The organism is Phyllobacterium sp. MT110, assembly GCF_058792715.1.
Genome location: NZ_JBXAFE010000009.1, coordinates 34,381 through 49,046, shown reverse-complemented (window position 1 = coordinate 49,046; position 14,666 = coordinate 34,381). Strand labels below are relative to the sequence as shown.

Below are 14,666 nucleotides of genomic sequence, written 5' to 3'. Positions count from 1 at the left end.
TATATATACGGATGTAATTTTGCCGGAAGACGGCACATTTTTCAGCATCAGGCACAAGGATGATACCCTTGGAAGAGCAGATCGATGCCGGCCCATCGCGCGGATCAGAAAACGACAGACACTTCAGACCCATCCCGTCAAACGGAGTCTGCAGCCTGCTGAGTGACAAATGGACTGTGCCGGTTCTTTGGCGTCTTTCTCTCGCGGAAGATCATCGGCTCCGCTTTTCGACATTGAAAAAAGAGGTCGGTGAGATCACCCAGCGCATGCTGACGCTCACGCTGCGTAATCTCGAGCGCGAAGAATTTGTTGTGCGTCACTACTTTCCCGAAGTGCCGCCGCGTGTCGAATATGAGTTGACAGAGATCGGCCACGGAGCTTTGCGTGCCCTTGAGGAATTTAACTTCTGGGTCCACGACAATCTGGACACCATCAAAGCGCGCCGGAGCGCTTACGACCGGGCAGAGTCTTAGACCAGATCCCCGAGAAGAGCTGGGTGGAGAGGCCGCTTCAGGCAACCGTTTCGCCACGCCCGCTTTCCGCGCTCAACGGATGCGTTCAAAATCGCAAGCCACATTTTGTGATCTGTTGCTGTCGATCGTTCCGGCGGAGATGTTTGGGCCTGTCGTATCAAAATGACGGTTCGCTCATTGACCTATTTGCCGATTGGACCGTTCGCCGGTTTGCTCAATGACAGAACAACCTTTTGACGGTTTCACCTCTTCGCCCAACCGGTGCTTCACCGCTTCACTGCTTCACCGCTTCTCTTCTTTGCTGATCGACCGATTCTCCGGTTGGCGTAAACACCGATTCGCTCATTCACCGACTTGCCCAATCACGGATTCGCCTGGTCGCGCATACACCGGTTCACTCCTTCACCTATTCGGCGAATAGGCGTTGCGTCATTTCGCCGATACGTTTCTTTGCCGATCTGCCGATTTACCTATTCGGCCAAGCACCGCGCCACTCATTCGCTTATTTGCCGATGCACTCACTCGGCAAAGCACTCATTCACACCATCGCTCAGCCGCGGATTCGCTGACCCACCTGCCCACTTATTCGCTTGTTCACTTAACTGCACAATCGCCGATCACCGGAATTACGGGATATCTCCAGCCGGATGAAGGCTCCGGGAACCCCTCAAAACAGGCGCAACCGCCCTCCTCACTTCCGGCCGGACATCGATCGCTCACACCCGTCGTTCTTGTCCAATACTGGCAAAAGTTTGCAGATCACGGAGATGCCCGGTCGCTCTGGCGACCATCGCCCCTCGGGCGAAACGGCTAATGGTATACCATTAGCCTATCCTGCCATCTTCCACCACCATGTCCGGACCACGTGCCCGACCCGCCAATGCTGTTGCGAGTCGTCAGACGATGCGACAGCGATCACAGGTGTACCACCTGTGATCCGCGGAGGAGGAATAGCACGTGGTCCGGACATGGTGGTGGAAGATGTTGAAGCGAACCGCCCTCGGGAGCAGTCGGGATGCCCGTGACCGAAGGGAACGGGCATCGATGACATGCGAACGACGGGGCGGCGAGCGCACCGCAGGAGAGGATGATCGTCTGGAGCGGATGCCCGAAGCATGAGGGCGCAGCGCAGGACGATCATCCTCTCCGTATTGTTTGGGGAAGTCGCGGCAGCGTCCGTTTACCGGCCCGAAAGGCCGGGCGGGGCTTGCCACGCACAATAGGGAGAGGGGTGTTTGAGGGGAGAGGCGGCAAGTCTCTCCCCTCAAGACCGCGCGCAGGCTCGATGCCGGCAAGCGGTCAGGACTACGCGGAAAAGACGAGAGGCGACCGTGCCGCCTCTCGTCTGCATGTCAGTCGGTCCCCAGTTCGCGGATCACGGCGGCGACAGGCCAGTCGCCGAAATGGGTCCGGCGTTGGGCAACGAGGATATCGACGGCCGTCTCATTGGCCTCGATGGCTCGGATTGCCTCATCCATATCGTCATAGGGGCCGAGATTTTCGACCGGCTCATAGTCGCCATAGTCGTCGTCCCAGCTGCCGGCAATGTATTGCGGCGCGTTTTTGACACGGACCAGTGCCCGTTCTGCCTCGCGGATGAGACGGAACCCCTCGGTACGCTGCCGCCAGTATTCCGGGCTTCCACCATCGATGTATTTGATCTTGCGCTGTGTCATAAGAAGTCTCCTTTCGTTTTCTGACGGAAGGAGACCGCACGATAGCCGCGAGGGGTCAGGGAGCGCGGCACGCGACCGCCGGAGGCGGCAAGCGGGGGAGCCGATTTTCTGACGACGCCCGCAGGCGGCGGCTGAAAATTGGGGGAACCGCGCAGTCCTTGACGCCGGAGTGGCGGGTGCAAAATGGGAAGTCAGAGAAGAAGAGACCACGGCGCCAGGGGCGCCGTGTCCGTGTGGAGGGAGAGTGTGAGAGGGCCAGCCCTCTTGCCGCCGGGCGGGCCGGTCGATCCGGACCACCCGGCGAAGGTGCGATGACGGCCCGACCCATCCGACGGGGCCTCAGCGCGTCGGATGGGTTGAGCGGGGACGGGATTGCCGCCCCCTTCTGCCGTCGTCACGCCGTGGCGATCACGGCCGGATTGGCGGCCTTCAACGTGGCGGTAAAACCGCTGACGCGGCTGCCGAATACATGCGGCCCGCTGATCGTCTCGAAAGTCGGTGATAGAACCGGGAACCGGATCGTCAGGATGCCGGCAAAATCCTCGATCGGCCGTTGCGGTGATACGGTTTCGCCAAACTGGTCGGTGCCGACGATCAGGAGGTTTCCGGCCAGCGGACTTGCATAATCGGCAACCTCGGTGAAGCATGGGATCTCGTCCATCAAACCGTTGTCGTCGACGATGATGCAATGGTTCCGGTCGATCCTCACCATGTCGATGAGGTTGCATCCGATATGACGGCGAATGTCGGCGAGGCTGTTTGCCGGATCGATCGTCACCATGCGGATGCTGCGGGTTTCGACTTCGACAAGATAGGCATTGAGGGTCATTTTGAAGCTCCTTCGGTTCGCGAAGCGAAGGGCCTTTGGTCAGGAAGCAGGCCCCGCTCCTGCTTCCCGAGTGCGCGCGGAGCGGCGGGTGAGAGGGGGGCAAGGCGCAGGCGCCGGAGGGGGATCACCTGTCCTGCACAAGCCGGCGCGGAAGGACGGGGAGACCGGCGCCTGCACCTTGCTGGGGAGAGAGGGCGGCGCCCTCTTTTCCCGACCAGACCGGGATGAATCGCCAGGGGCGATTTCCATCGGCGCAGCCGAGCGAGAGGATCGTCACCGGGATCGGCGGAGACCGCCTGCGGGCTCCGTTCGCGCAGCGAATAGAGCCGTCCGCGAAGCGGCTCGCCCTGAATGACCTTTCATTCCGTTGATATTCGGATAAGGCGGGAAACGAGAACAGATTGCGAGGACCGGCAGGCATTGAACAAAATCGTCAAGCTCGACGAAGAGCGGCGCAAACGGACAAACCCGTCAAGACCGACAACAGCCGAAAGGGCCAGACCGGCAAAACGGCCGAGGTGGAAACCCAGCCGTATCCGACCCAGCAGCATTGTATTGGCGACCATCATCGCTTTGGTGGTGCTTGGTGGATATCTGGTTGCGACGCAGGACATCACCGCTGGTCTCGGACCGCCGATGACCGCACGGGCAAGCGGTTCGATTTCGGTTCGCTTCGGCATCTGTCCGGATGGGCTGCACCGCGACTGCGTGGTCGACGGCGACACGTTCTGGCTTGGTGATCAGAAGATCAGGATTGCGGATATCGACACGCCGGAGCTCAGCCCGCCGCGGTGCGAGGCGGAAAAGATCAAGGGCGAGGCGGCGAAGATACGTTTGCTCGACCTCCTCAATGACGGGGAGTTCTCGCTTGTGGCGGGTGATCGGGACGAAGACAGGTATGGCCGGAAGTTGCGCAGGGTTGTCCGCGACGGGCAGTCCATCGGCGAGATCCTCATTTCGGAAGGTCTAGCGCGGCGTTGGGACGGCGCGCGCCATCACTGGTGCGATTGATCCATCACCATGATGAATCGGTCGGGCCTGACCGATTCAAATCTATGGTTGGACGCGGAATCGGCAATCGACGATTCTGTCGTCATGATGGCGCAGCCCTATCAGCTTTATATAGAACGCAGGGACGCCTCGATGAACATGGCGCGTTACTATGCCATGGATATCTCGGAAACCCTGTTTGGAGAGACCCGGCTGACGCGCCGCTGGGGACGCATCGGCGCGCGCGGCCAGTCGAAGGTGCATATCTTCCAGCGTGAAGAGGAGGCGGTACTTCTGTTTCTCGATCTCGTTCGCCAGAAGCGGACACGCGGCTATCGCCCGGCTGAACAGCAGGTGGAACGAGGCCCGCGCGAGCGGGCCCCGGCAGGCGCCTTATCGGCGCCGGTCCCAGTCCGTCTCGAAGGCGATCTCGATCTCGACGAAGAACGGGATCTTGATTGCGAGCTTGAGGCCGAGTTTGCCTTTACGGAAGAAATGGCCGGCGACTTTGCCGAGTGCGCGCAGCCGGCGACCCGTGGCGGTGAGGAATTGGGCGAGTTGGCGCATGATGTTTACTCCTTTCGATAACGTGTCATTGCGGGGATAGGCCGCGGCCCGGAGAGGCGTGCTGCACCCGAAAGGGCCGCAGCGCATGCGGAGGACCTGCCGGCGACGGAATTTTGCGGCGCGAGGAGCCCAAGGCGGGGAAAATTTCGTTGCCGGCAGGTTGCAGTGCGACGACCGGGCTGCAACATCCCCGATGCCGATGACAGGGGATCGAAAGGAAGGACGCGGCTACGTCCCCGATCTCTACCGGTGGGATGCAGGCTGCGGTGTTGGTGTGGTCGGTGGCGATGCGGAGCGTCGAGCCCTGGCCGCCGGTCGATCCGGCGGGCTGGGCCGGCAACTGCGGCAGAAGCCTCCGTCAGAACGGAGGCTCCGAGGAATGGCTGCCGTCCTGTTCGGCAAGCGCGGCGGCCAGTTCGGCCTGGGCGAGTTCGAGCTCGGCCTTGATCTGACGGCGCTCTGCGGCATCCACTACGGCCCGCATCTCTGCGCGCAACTCTTCAACCTGGATTTCGAGGGCATAGGTCATCGTCGTCTCCTTGACGTTTGTGAAAAACGAGGACCCGCGGCGTGAGGGGATGGCGGGGTCAAGGATCGCGGCACGCGACCGGCGGAGCCGGCGCATGGGGGAGCCGATTTTCTGACCCGGCCCTTCGGGACGGGGCTGAAAATTGGGGGAACCATGCGTCCTTGAGGCCGTCATCTCCGAACGGCACAATGGGACGATCTGAGCAGACCCCACCTCTCCGTAAGCGCTAGTTTCGCCGCACCCGTTTTGGTGAAGATCAGGTGTTTTGGCTCTGACGATCGTCAAGTTTTTGAATTAGCGCGTCAGCAGAAGGCCATTGGTATCGCAGCAGCTCGACAGTAGGGTTACCCCATCGCGATACATCACGCTTCTCGATGACTGTGCCATTGAGCTTTTCGTATATTGCAACGGCATTTGTGTTTTTAGCAAATACAAGCAAATGAACTGGCAATTTTTGCCGCTCGCTATCAAATGCTGCGATCGCTTGCTTAAGAAGCGACTTCGCCACCCCACGCTTCTGATATTCCTGCGAGACGTATAGATTATGCAGATACGTACCGTGCTCCTTCTCTTCATTGAAGACGAAGCAGCAAAACCCAGCGATTTCCTGGCCCTGCATGGCTACAAAAATAAGTTGGTCGGTATTCGGCCCAACGAACCTCTTCTCCCACAGCTGTCTTTTTTCAAGCGGAAGTTCATTATCCAGATAATTTTGTGGCAAGACACCGGGGTAAGTGCTTTTGCTCATTACCACATGAAGATCGATAATCATTTCGATATCTGAGACTAATGCCCGACGATATTTCAGCATAAGAATGTTACCCGTCTAACGTGAGACAACCTTGAGGACAGCAATATTGCTGATTGACGGTACGCTGTAAGTTTGGCGTCTGCCAAGACACTATTGCTTAGCTTTCGGGCTCAAGGGTCGATTGAATACGATTAGATGTGGGATATTCGCGTATCAGAGATGCTTCTTGTGTATCGGTGCGCTCTACGAAGTTGAATGGCAGCAGATCGTCGATATTAGCGTCTTGGGATCGCTGCGGCAGTTCGGTGAGGACGTGCTTAAGCCATGCAAATGGTTCAACGCCACATGCCCGACAAGTCAGCATGAGGCTGTAGACGATAGCGCTGGCTTTGGCTCCGTCTACTGTATCGCTGAAGATCCACGATTTTCTTCCTGTGGCAAAAATCCTGATGTCGCGCTCCAGAAGATTGTTGTCGATCGGCATGCTGCCGTCTTCGGTGTAGCGGATCAGATATTGCCACTGATTGAGCGTGTATGAGACCGCATCCTCAAGCTTGCTTTCCGGCAAAACCTTTGGGGCGATTTTGTCGAGCCATTCCTTAAGGGCATTGAGGACCGGAACGCTGTGTTGCTGGCGAAAGCGGCGAATGCAATCAGCCTGCGTTTCACCATCATCCGGTTTTTCATTGCGAGCCTGTTTTTCAATCCGGTAAAGCTGCTCGAAGAACTTCAGCGCCTGCTCTGGCGGTCCGCCGCCTTTCTTTCTGGCGCGCAGCGCTTCGACAAAGCGCCGCCGCGAATGCGCCATGCAACCAATATGCGTTGCACCTCTCAGGGTGCGCCATGCCGTGTAACCATCGCTCATCAGTATGCCGCGAAAGTCACCGAGAAAGGCCTGCGGATATTGCTGCCCGCGACCGGGCTGATAATCGAGCAGCACGATCGGTTCGGAACTGTCTTCGCCGCTGCGGTAAGCCCACATGTAGGACGTGCTGGTGGCAGCCTTGTCCTTCTCCTTGAGCACCTGAACCGTCGTCTCGTCACCATGAATGAGGGACTGTGATCTGAGCTGCAGTTTCAGCGCATCATAGATGCGGGAAAGATGTTTTTCGCTCGAACCGATCACCCAATGACCAAGAGCGCCACGGCTGACAGGAACGCCAGCACGCTCGAAGGCTTTTGCCAGACGATAAAGCGGCGTCCCGTCGACATATTTGTGAACGAGCGCAAAGGCTAGCGTCGAGGCCGTGGCGATGCTGCCCGGCAAGGGCTGTGCGGGCATCGGCGCGATCAAAATCGGGGTTTTGATCGCGGTTCGATCGCAGTTGCGGCACGCGTACTTGAACCGCGCATTCTGCAGGACCTTGGCTTTCACCTCGATGTGAAGCTGCTCGGTGACCAGTTCCCCCATGCGGTGCATCCGCTGACTACAACATGGACAGTTCTTCTGATCTTCGGCAAGATCATATTCGACACGCTCGCGCGGCAGATTGGCAGGAAGCGGTCGGCGTCCAGGTTTCTTACCGAGCGGTTGTCCTGTTTCCGGCAATCCCGTATCCGGAAGTTCAACGGGGTCCGCCCCGGTGTCTGCAAGATCGTCGCTTTCATCCGCTTCCAGAACCGCCTGTTCGGCTTCATCAAAGAGGCGATCGACACCCTTTTCGCTTCGCGGCGCAAAACGATGCAGTCGCGCCAACGCCAGCTCTTCCTCAAGCTTGAAGACACGCTCGTTCAGTTGCTGATTTTCCGCCTGCAACGCAACTATCTGCGCCATCAGATCTTCGACGGTGGGCTTGCCGGTTCGATTCATCCCAATGCTTGAATCGAACGCGGCTCCAGACGTCGATAAACGAATGTAGATTTTGTCTACATTTATGCGCCGGGCTCAAATCCCGTCAGCCGGCAATTCTATATTGACGCACCGGGTGACGAACCATCGCATCGATATCAATGCCATCAAGCAACCAGTGTAATTGCTCGACGTCAAGCTGCATGATTGTGTCCTGACGTTGCGGCCAGCGGAATTTGTCGTCAGTCAATCGCTTTAACAAAAGCACAAAACCTGACCGATCGAAGAACAAAATCTTCATCCGGTCGCGACGTCGGTTGCAAAAGGCAAAGATCGCCGGTGCAAACGGATCGAGCTCCATCTCCTCCTGAACCAGAACCGCAAGGCTGTTGATCCCACCACGGAAGTCGATAGGATCGCGATGCAGATAGACCTGAACGTCAGAAGAAAAATTAAACATCGCTCACCGCTCCGATGACTGCCGTCAATGCACGAGCATCGTCGCATTCCAGTGACAGCTTCACACCGTTGGGCAGCGACACATGCAGCTTTGCCGCAGAGGAGAACGAAGCAGCATTCGCAGGAGCCTGCCGCATCTCGCCAGAATCGCGAACCTTCAAGTTCAGGGCGTGGGCGTCGTCATGCCTGGATACAATATCGTTTGCAGCAGCCTCGATCCGAACCGGAATAAATGCCGACCCTAAAGATGGCGAAGGCCGCAAGGCCTCCATTTCTGTTGCCTTATGCTTACGCACCCATTTGCGCACAAGGTTCGTATTAATCCCGTGATCAATGGCAACACGCGATAGAGAAGCGCCGGGTTCAAGGGCCAATCCAACAACCTGCTGTTTCCATGCGCGATCATAGTGATGGTTCCCTTGTCGGTCCACAAACAGCACATGTGGCTTGGCTCCGTCCGCTCCCATAATTCCCATCGGTGTCCACCCTTTCAATCGGTGGACACCCTTTGCACCACTCCTTTGAGCCAGTGAAGGTGCCGCGAATTGAGCGCTTACACCTCTCCATATGGCACCGGCAAGATGCATGCGGGTTCGATACCCGCCTGCATCTTCATCGTATCGGGAGACACCGGACCTGTTCGCCGGAATTGGAGCATAGAGCGCCGCGGGATCGCTCGCGAGGCGTCAGGAACGCCTGGAGAGGGCACATTTCCTGTGGTTTTCGCGTCTTATCTAACGAATGCGGATGTTTCGCACTTATCGTTGCGGCATCTTCAACTTCATACCGGAAGCTGTGAAACACGAGGAGCCATTATATTATGACCACGACCAGCGAAATTGCAGACAAGATCGCGTCCGAGCAGAACCTGAGCAAGGCGCAGGCCAAGGCGATTGTGGAGAGCGTCTTCCGGCAGATCACCGAAGCGGCGCTGGCCGGTGCGGAGACGTCCATTCCGAGCTTTGGCAAATTCAAGCTGAAGGAAACGCCGGAGCGCGAGGGCCGCAACCCGGCAACGGGCGCGACGATCAAGATCGCGGCCGCGAAGAAGCTGGCGTTTACGCCGGGCAAGGCCGTGAAGGACGCACTCAACGCCTGAGGCATCCCCATGACTAAGGCAAAGCCGGAACCGTGCACGCTGCCCGGATCCGGCTTTGTTGCGTTTTGCGAACGACCCCGCCTCGCGGCGGGGCCATTTGTGGATTCCGGTCATGCGGCCTCGCGGTTCGGGCGGGACCAGACAAGGACGTAGTCGCCTTCCTTTTCTGCCGGCCACAAGGCGGCGTTGATCGGGGCGTTGAAGCTCGGATCGTCGAGCTTCAAGGAGATGTAGGGCTCGCCGTTGGCCGAGACCGAGTTCCAGCCGGCTCCCACTTCGGCGGCGCCGGAGGTGACTCGGAAGTCCGGGGCGTCGCGGGAGACGCGCTCGATGGGATTGAGGCGGGCCTTCATTGCGACGGTTAGAGTGCGAACGTTGCCGACGATGGTGTTGCCGTTGGTGGTGAATTCGCCGATGACTGCCATGACTTGGTTCCTTTCGTGTGATCGGGCTGCGCCCATCGCTGCCTCGATGACGGTGTAAGGACCGGGAGCGATCAGCACTGCACCCCTTCAGGGGCCGGAACGCAGTGGAGGGCGACTGGAGCGGGCTATTTTGGTTCGCGATGCAAAGCCCGGCTCGCCGGGCGGCGGAAAATAGTCCGGGCCGGTCGTTGCGGTCGGCCGATCGAGCCGCAGGCGTCTTGCGGTCACACCAGTTCCATCGAGGTCTGCGTGGGTGCGCCGGTGTCAAGGGCGTTGGAACCTGGCAGGGCGCGTGGTGTCGGCGGTCCCCGGCGTCGAACGGACCCTTTCGGTGGCACGGACTTTCGGGATCGGCCGCATGCTGGCGCTTTGGTCCGGCGACGCTGTTTTCCGGGACGTGGCGTTTTTCGCATCCCCTCCCCTGGCGTTTGAGGCAGCCCACAGGTGGACTTCACCCACGCACTGTCCGCTCTCCTCATGCATGTGACGCATCAGTGGCGGCACCGAATTTCTCGTCGGCAACCCTGCCGAATGGGATGAAGACCGCCATGTCCCTTCTACCGCCCATCAGAACGCGGGGTATAATGTCCGGCGGCCCGATTGCCGACTTCCGCCTCTAAGGGATGGGGCGCGCCCGCTCGCTCGCGCCGGGCTCCTGTCAGACGTGCGATCCGACAAAGATGCCGGCATAGACGGCAACGGCTTTCCAGTAGACCGCCATCGGCGCCTTGTTCTGTCGCCAGCTGCGTTCGGCGCGTTCCCGCGCGTCGAACGACAGTTCCCGCAGAAGCTCTGCCAGAACCGCACGCGCTTCCGGTGGCAGGGATCGCATTTTTTGCGCCGCGGGCAGTCCCAGAAGAGGGTTGCGCACTTCGGCGCTGGAGGATCGATCAGACACCGCACATACCCTCGCATTCATTCGGCCACAGATCGAGCTGGCCGTGGTCTGCGGCCGTCGACAGGTCCGCCTCTTCAAGTGGCACGGCGGAGCGATGGAGAAAGACCTTGCCGCGAATGCCGCGCAATCCGCTGCGAATGGCGCGGTCGACCTCGACCGCATCGATCCAGGCATCGGTGTCGTGATCGCGCATGAAGCGCCAGCGTGCATCGTCATGGAAGGGGCACCCGATGCAGGCGGATTTCGGGGGCTCGGGATAGTCATGGCGGCGCAGCCACGCAAGGCAGTCGCGTCGGCTCATGCGCTGTTCAATCAGTGGCCAGCGATTGGCTTGCCATGCCTCCCGGCTTGGTTTCATCCTGACGACTTCATCTGTCGAGATGCCGATCCATTGTTCCACAACCGGTTCGCCGGGAGACCGCCGGCGTGTTAGCCCTGCAAGCTCGCGTACCTTCCTGCGGATCGGAACGATCTTGTAGTCGGAGGTGCATTGGCGTCGGATCATGCCGATCGAGATTGTCTCGCTCCTGGTTCGACGGGTGCCGACTGTGACGATTTCACCGTCCTCGTCTTCATCAAGGATCGGCACACAGGAACCGACCGGCGTTACCGTGCGGGTGAAGGCGGGAATGGAGGCCCAGCGGTTGCCAGCACCTGCCTCCATGAGCTGGCTACGGATGTTTCCGTTCGAAACGATATGGACCGGAAAAGGCAGGACATTGGATGACATCAGCCATGCGAGATGATCGTAAACGGCCTTCGGTTCCCATCCGGTGTCTGCGAAGATGGCGCAATCGGGCATCGGGCCAATCTCGCCATGCGCCGCCATCAGGGCCATGGTGGTCGATTGCACGCCAGCACCGAGACTGAGCGTCCTCAGCCTGATTTCGGAGGATCCTGTGACATGGTCCGGGACAAGTGGAGAATACGCCATCAGCCCGCCTCCCCGTTCTGGTCGCGGAGCCAGCGGCGCAGGTCGCGTCGCATCAAGCCGATGGATCGATTGATCTCCGTGATCCGGGCGTCGCCTGCGACATAGCCCGCTTTGCGAAACAGATCGACAAGGTGCCGCATGACGTCGAGATAGAGATACCCGCCGGTGAGCCCGACATCGCAAAAGGCAAATTCCCGATGCTCGGTGAACAAGGCGATGTGCATTCCCGGATATTCGCCGGAGGGCATGACGCGGGCATGAGAAGTGGGACGCGGCCAGCGTGTTCCGAGATCGCCGCTCTTCATCGCCGCGACCATCGTTTCGGTCATACGGGCATCGTAGATCTCGATCGGCATTTCTGCGGCCCCGAAGCCGAGATGGACGGAAAGAACGGCGACTTGCGCCTTTTCCCTTCGCGGATCGACCGTGCGCAGCGTTGGCCAGAGCGGGCCATCGTAGCAGTCGATGGCCGGCATGTATCGGGGACCGTCTCGTTTGGTCGCCGAGCACGCGACGATGGGCAATCTTATGCAAGGGATGGCCATCACGCAGCCTCCCTGTGTTCAGCGCCGTTCGGCTGCAAGCCATGCAGATAGGCGGTGGCGCGTTGCGCGTGGGCCGCCGCCTGGAAGATTGCACGCTTGTCTTCGCCCAACACCTTCAACCATGAGTGGAGGTAACTTGCATGATCGGGCCGTGGTTCGAGCTCGGGCGAGATCCCCAGGTCTGCGGCTAGAAAAATGCTTCCCAGCTCGGCAATTAGCTCTTCGCGGCTGCGCTCCGATCTGTCCTTGGCATAGCGGCTGAGGTCGCGTCCGACCCGCTCCGGACTTGCCGTCCAATGGGTTGCTTCATGACTCAGGGTTGCATAGTAGCTTGCCCTATCCTTGAACGTCTCGAAGGGTGGCATCTGTATGTAGTCCATGACCGGCGAATAATAGGCCTGGTTGCCGCCATGCCGGATAAGGGCACCGGTGTGGCGAAAGAACCGGTCAGCGTGTTCGAGGCGCTCGACGGGATCGATCTGCGCGACCGGGCGGTGGTAATAATGCTCGGGCAGACCGTCGATTTGTTCGACATTGAATACATTGTAGGCCTTCAGGAACGGTATCTCCCGATCGACCTCGCCGCCTCTTCCATCGTCCTCGGACTTCGTGAAGCGGCTGGCGAAAACGACGGTGGAACCGGTCTCGCCCTTGCGCACGGCAGCGTCAAGCTGCAAAGCCTGTTTGAACGTCATCCAGGTCTGCGAAGAGAAGCCTCGCGCGATACCCTCCGACCACAACAGGAGGACGTTCATACCGGAATAGGGCTGTTCGTTATGGCGCAGCGGCCGGGTAACCCGACCAGCCGCGTTGGCGGAACTCCAGGGTTTCATCCACGGCCGGACGCCCTTCTCCAGCTCGGCGATGATCCGGTCGGTGATCCGTGAATAGATATCGCTTCGATCGCTGTGTTCTTTCCTGCTCATATTCCTTGTACCTCCATTCAGGAGGCCGCGCCATTGCGGCCCCGTCGCGGAGGGACAAGGGCAGGAGCGGTCAGGTGGTGAGCCGCACCGGAACGGCCGGAACGAAGTGGAGGACGGCGCAGCCGTTGCGGCTTGCCGCCGGCTCCTGCAGGACCGACAGCAAGGACGGGGCCGCATTGCAGCGATCGTTCAAAGCCGGTTGTGCATCGATGCGTTCACGGCGGGGGCGGCACCCACGACTGCCGTCAACCGAAGACCACAATAGGGTCGAGCGCTGTCAGCGTGACGGCGGTGGATGGGTTCAACCCTGTTGGGTACCGCTGATACCGGCAATATCGGCTTGCAATTTTCTTTCGCGGCGGATTTCCAACACGCGCCGTTGCGCCGCCATTCTGTCATCGGCACTGACCGGCGATGTCGGGCGCCCGGCAATATCGTGGCGCATCGCATCCGGCTGGGCGCAGGCCAGCAAGTAATTTTTTGCCGCCGCGTAGGCGGCGACAGCGCGGCGAAGACGGATCCTGGCGATTCCAGGCTGAAGTCGAGCACTGAATTGCTCGAAGATGCCGATCTCGAATGGCAAAACCGGATCAGTTTCCTTGTGCGGAAGGATTGCCGCAACATCGATCAGCAATTCGTTGATGGCAGCAGCTTTTTTGAGATCATTGGCACTGGCAGTAACCAGGCCTTGCGAGGTGGCCCAGGGCTTCAGTTCGGACGCCTGTTCGTTATTCATGTCATCCCCATCGATAACGCCGTCCATGGGATATAGTGACAAACTGCGACGGTTAAACGGCTGCACGGCGAAACTGGCCGAGGCGGCCACCGCTATAGGCACAAAAAAAGCGGGGCCGAAGCCCCGCCATCAAGCGGATCAGTCGAAAGCCGCCAACTGAGCGGCCGCAGCCTTGCGGTCGAGATTTTGTCCGGGATTTTCGACCGGGCGGTCGAACGGCTTCCAGCTTTCACCGACCACCTGTTCATAGGCTGCGACGGCACCTTCGGCCGCCATGCGCAGCGCGTGGGACTGTATGGCCATGTCCGCGGCAAACTCCCGTTTGCGCTGGGCGGCGCTGTCGTAACCGACCGGACCATCGAGGTCCTCGTCGCGGGCGTCATTGGCGGCTTTGGCCGTCGCATCGCGAGCTTCGGTGACGGCGCGGCTGTAAAACTGTCCCGCACCATGAGCGGACCCGACATAGGCGCCGACGACACGCTGGAGATGGATCTGCATCGCCCGCTCGCCCAGGCCCTCGGAAAGGCTGTCTGCGGTTTCGATGATCAGCCGCTCATGCAGGTCGCGGATGCCGTCGCTATCGACGACGGCGGTCCCGAAGCTTTCGGCGATCAGTAGCGCCTGCGCGGTATCGGGGCAAGTGAGCCGAACCATTTCGAGGGTGGCTCCCTTGCGGAGCTGGACGACGCGCGCCGACGGGCGGGGGGACTGACGGGAGGGGGTAGCGGGCTTTGCCATGAGGGTTTCCTTCTCGGGTTTTCCTCCGGGGACCCGAAGCGGCCCCTTGCCGCTCCGTCCCTCGGGTGCGGTCTGGAAAAGCCGGCGGAATGACGGTTGCTTCAGGGTCCGGGGCGGCCATGACGAGCGTCATCGGCCTGCGGCCAAGCGGGGTGCAGCCCCGCGCGGGACGCGGGATGGTGATGTGAGACAGGCTGTTCCGGCCGCCACGCGGCGCGATAGCGACCTTGAAGCAGACGGCCGCCGGTTTAGACCGCAACACAACCGAGGGGCGGAGCGGCAAGAGGTTGAAGGCATCATCG

The 14,666-nt window shown here is 59.9% G+C and carries 17 protein-coding genes and 1 pseudogene; 4 read left to right on the top strand and 14 right to left on the bottom strand.

The window, feature by feature from the left end; all coding sequences use genetic code 11:
- The first annotated feature begins 59 nt into the window (after window positions 1-59).
- The gene (locus AC1Q5O_RS25875) at window positions 60-473 is read left to right on the top strand and encodes a winged helix-turn-helix transcriptional regulator (RefSeq protein ID WP_055971855.1); all 414 of its coding nucleotides are present in this window, start codon (window positions 60-62) and stop codon (window positions 471-473) included.
- Window positions 474-1,825: 1,352 nt separating this feature from the next.
- On the opposite strand, the gene AC1Q5O_RS25870 is transcribed toward AC1Q5O_RS25875, so the two are convergent.
- Both AC1Q5O_RS25870 and AC1Q5O_RS25865 read right to left on the bottom strand, forming a co-directional pair.
- Window positions 1,826-2,149 carry a hypothetical protein gene (locus AC1Q5O_RS25870; RefSeq protein ID WP_055971852.1) on the bottom strand — a complete coding sequence of 108 codons (324 nt, stop codon included), beginning with the start codon at window positions 2,147-2,149 and terminating at the stop codon, window positions 1,826-1,828.
- Between the two features lie 394 nt (window positions 2,150-2,543).
- Complete coding sequence (locus AC1Q5O_RS25865; protein ID WP_055971850.1) at window positions 2,544-2,978, bottom strand: DUF3846 domain-containing protein; 435 nt, start codon at window positions 2,976-2,978, stop codon at window positions 2,544-2,546.
- Window positions 2,979-3,533: 555 nt separating this feature from the next.
- Between AC1Q5O_RS25865 and AC1Q5O_RS25860 the strand changes: the two genes are divergently transcribed.
- Both AC1Q5O_RS25860 and AC1Q5O_RS25855 read left to right on the top strand, forming a co-directional pair.
- On the top strand, window positions 3,534-3,989 hold the full coding sequence (locus tag AC1Q5O_RS25860; RefSeq protein ID WP_284727932.1) for a thermonuclease family protein: 456 nt from the start codon (window positions 3,534-3,536) through the stop codon (window positions 3,987-3,989).
- A gap of 9 nt (window positions 3,990-3,998) precedes the next feature.
- Window positions 3,999-4,259: pseudogene (locus tag AC1Q5O_RS25855) on the top strand (WGR domain-containing protein); the annotation flags it as partial.
- Between the two features lie 634 nt (window positions 4,260-4,893).
- On the opposite strand, the gene AC1Q5O_RS25850 reads toward AC1Q5O_RS25855, so the two are convergent.
- The 5 genes from AC1Q5O_RS25850 to tnpA all read right to left on the bottom strand — a co-directional run bounded on the left by AC1Q5O_RS25850 (window position 4,894) and on the right by tnpA (window position 8,539).
- Entirely contained in the window at window positions 4,894-5,064 is a 171-nt protein-coding gene (locus AC1Q5O_RS25850) for a hypothetical protein (protein ID WP_011982966.1), read from the bottom strand.
- Window positions 5,065-5,320: 256 nt separating this feature from the next.
- The gene (locus AC1Q5O_RS25845) at window positions 5,321-5,875 is read right to left on the bottom strand and encodes a GNAT family N-acetyltransferase (protein WP_082496420.1); all 555 of its coding nucleotides are present in this window, start codon (window positions 5,873-5,875) and stop codon (window positions 5,321-5,323) included.
- Between the two features lie 97 nt (window positions 5,876-5,972).
- Window positions 5,973-7,625 carry an IS66 family transposase gene (gene tnpC, locus AC1Q5O_RS25840; protein WP_235916843.1) on the bottom strand — a complete coding sequence of 551 codons (1,653 nt, stop codon included), beginning with the start codon at window positions 7,623-7,625 and terminating at the stop codon, window positions 5,973-5,975.
- Between the two features lie 85 nt (window positions 7,626-7,710).
- Entirely contained in the window at window positions 7,711-8,064 is a 354-nt protein-coding gene (gene tnpB, locus AC1Q5O_RS25835; protein WP_055971843.1) for an IS66 family insertion sequence element accessory protein TnpB, read from the bottom strand.
- The gene (tnpA, locus tag AC1Q5O_RS25830) at window positions 8,057-8,539 is read right to left on the bottom strand and encodes an IS66-like element accessory protein TnpA (protein ID WP_162244898.1); all 483 of its coding nucleotides are present in this window, start codon (window positions 8,537-8,539) and stop codon (window positions 8,057-8,059) included. The genes tnpB and tnpA overlap by 8 nt, the downstream gene beginning before the upstream one ends.
- A 344-nt stretch (window positions 8,540-8,883) precedes the next feature.
- On the opposite strand from tnpA, the gene AC1Q5O_RS25825 reads away from it, so the two are divergent.
- Window positions 8,884-9,162, top strand: a complete 279-nt coding sequence (locus tag AC1Q5O_RS25825; RefSeq protein ID WP_055971840.1) for an HU family DNA-binding protein — start codon at window positions 8,884-8,886, stop codon at window positions 9,160-9,162.
- A 110-nt stretch (window positions 9,163-9,272) separates the two neighbouring features.
- Here AC1Q5O_RS25825 and AC1Q5O_RS25820 read toward each other — a convergent pair whose 3' ends face one another.
- From AC1Q5O_RS25820 to AC1Q5O_RS25790, 7 genes are all read right to left on the bottom strand, one after another.
- Window positions 9,273-9,587, bottom strand: coding sequence for a DUF736 domain-containing protein (locus tag AC1Q5O_RS25820; RefSeq protein ID WP_035226669.1), 315 nt, complete (start codon window positions 9,585-9,587; stop codon window positions 9,273-9,275).
- A gap of 658 nt (window positions 9,588-10,245) precedes the next feature.
- A complete protein-coding gene (locus AC1Q5O_RS25815; protein WP_492566942.1) occupies window positions 10,246-10,485 on the bottom strand; it encodes a hypothetical protein in 240 nt (79 codons plus the stop codon).
- Window positions 10,478-11,419, bottom strand: a complete 942-nt coding sequence (locus AC1Q5O_RS25810; protein WP_055971837.1) for a hypothetical protein — start codon at window positions 11,417-11,419, stop codon at window positions 10,478-10,480. The genes AC1Q5O_RS25815 and AC1Q5O_RS25810 overlap by 8 nt, the downstream gene beginning before the upstream one ends.
- Window positions 11,419-11,964: a hypothetical protein gene (locus AC1Q5O_RS25805; RefSeq protein WP_055971835.1), complete on the bottom strand. Its 546-nt coding sequence runs from the start codon at window positions 11,962-11,964 to the stop codon at window positions 11,419-11,421. Before AC1Q5O_RS25805 ends, AC1Q5O_RS25810 begins: the two co-directional genes overlap by 1 nt.
- On the bottom strand, window positions 11,964-12,890 hold the full coding sequence (locus tag AC1Q5O_RS25800; RefSeq protein WP_055971832.1) for an ArdC family protein: 927 nt from the start codon (window positions 12,888-12,890) through the stop codon (window positions 11,964-11,966). The genes AC1Q5O_RS25805 and AC1Q5O_RS25800 overlap by 1 nt, the downstream gene beginning before the upstream one ends.
- Window positions 12,891-13,191: 301 nt before the next feature.
- The gene (locus tag AC1Q5O_RS25795; protein ID WP_278556184.1) at window positions 13,192-13,653 is read right to left on the bottom strand and encodes a ProQ/FINO family protein; all 462 of its coding nucleotides are present in this window, start codon (window positions 13,651-13,653) and stop codon (window positions 13,192-13,194) included.
- Window positions 13,654-13,764: 111 nt separating this feature from the next.
- On the bottom strand, window positions 13,765-14,364 hold the full coding sequence (locus AC1Q5O_RS25790; RefSeq protein WP_055971830.1) for a hypothetical protein: 600 nt from the start codon (window positions 14,362-14,364) through the stop codon (window positions 13,765-13,767).
- Window positions 14,365-14,666: the final 302 nt, after the last annotated feature.

Coding starts and splice junctions, on each gene's coding strand:
- AC1Q5O_RS25875 (WP_055971855.1), top strand. CDS start 60: ATGATACCCTTGGAAGAGCAGATCGATGCCGGCCCATCGCGCGGATCA.
- AC1Q5O_RS25870 (WP_055971852.1), bottom strand. CDS start 2,149: ATGACACAGCGCAAGATCAAATACATCGATGGTGGAAGCCCGGAATAC.
- AC1Q5O_RS25865 (WP_055971850.1), bottom strand. CDS start 2,978: ATGACCCTCAATGCCTATCTTGTCGAAGTCGAAACCCGCAGCATCCGC.
- AC1Q5O_RS25850 (WP_011982966.1), bottom strand. CDS start 5,064: ATGACCTATGCCCTCGAAATCCAGGTTGAAGAGTTGCGCGCAGAGATG.
- AC1Q5O_RS25845 (WP_082496420.1), bottom strand. CDS start 5,875: ATGCTGAAATATCGTCGGGCATTAGTCTCAGATATCGAAATGATTATC.
- tnpC (WP_235916843.1), bottom strand. CDS start 7,625: ATGAATCGAACCGGCAAGCCCACCGTCGAAGATCTGATGGCGCAGATA.
- tnpB (WP_055971843.1), bottom strand. CDS start 8,064: ATGTTTAATTTTTCTTCTGACGTTCAGGTCTATCTGCATCGCGATCCT.
- tnpA (WP_162244898.1), bottom strand. CDS start 8,539: ATGGGAATTATGGGAGCGGACGGAGCCAAGCCACATGTGCTGTTTGTG.
- AC1Q5O_RS25825 (WP_055971840.1), top strand. CDS start 8,884: ATGACCACGACCAGCGAAATTGCAGACAAGATCGCGTCCGAGCAGAAC.
- AC1Q5O_RS25820 (WP_035226669.1), bottom strand. CDS start 9,587: ATGGCAGTCATCGGCGAATTCACCACCAACGGCAACACCATCGTCGGC.
- AC1Q5O_RS25810 (WP_055971837.1), bottom strand. CDS start 11,419: ATGGCGTATTCTCCACTTGTCCCGGACCATGTCACAGGATCCTCCGAA.
- AC1Q5O_RS25805 (WP_055971835.1), bottom strand. CDS start 11,964: ATGGCCATCCCTTGCATAAGATTGCCCATCGTCGCGTGCTCGGCGACC.
- AC1Q5O_RS25800 (WP_055971832.1), bottom strand. CDS start 12,890: ATGAGCAGGAAAGAACACAGCGATCGAAGCGATATCTATTCACGGATC.
- AC1Q5O_RS25795 (WP_278556184.1), bottom strand. CDS start 13,653: ATGGACGGCGTTATCGATGGGGATGACATGAATAACGAACAGGCGTCC.
- AC1Q5O_RS25790 (WP_055971830.1), bottom strand. CDS start 14,364: ATGGCAAAGCCCGCTACCCCCTCCCGTCAGTCCCCCCGCCCGTCGGCG.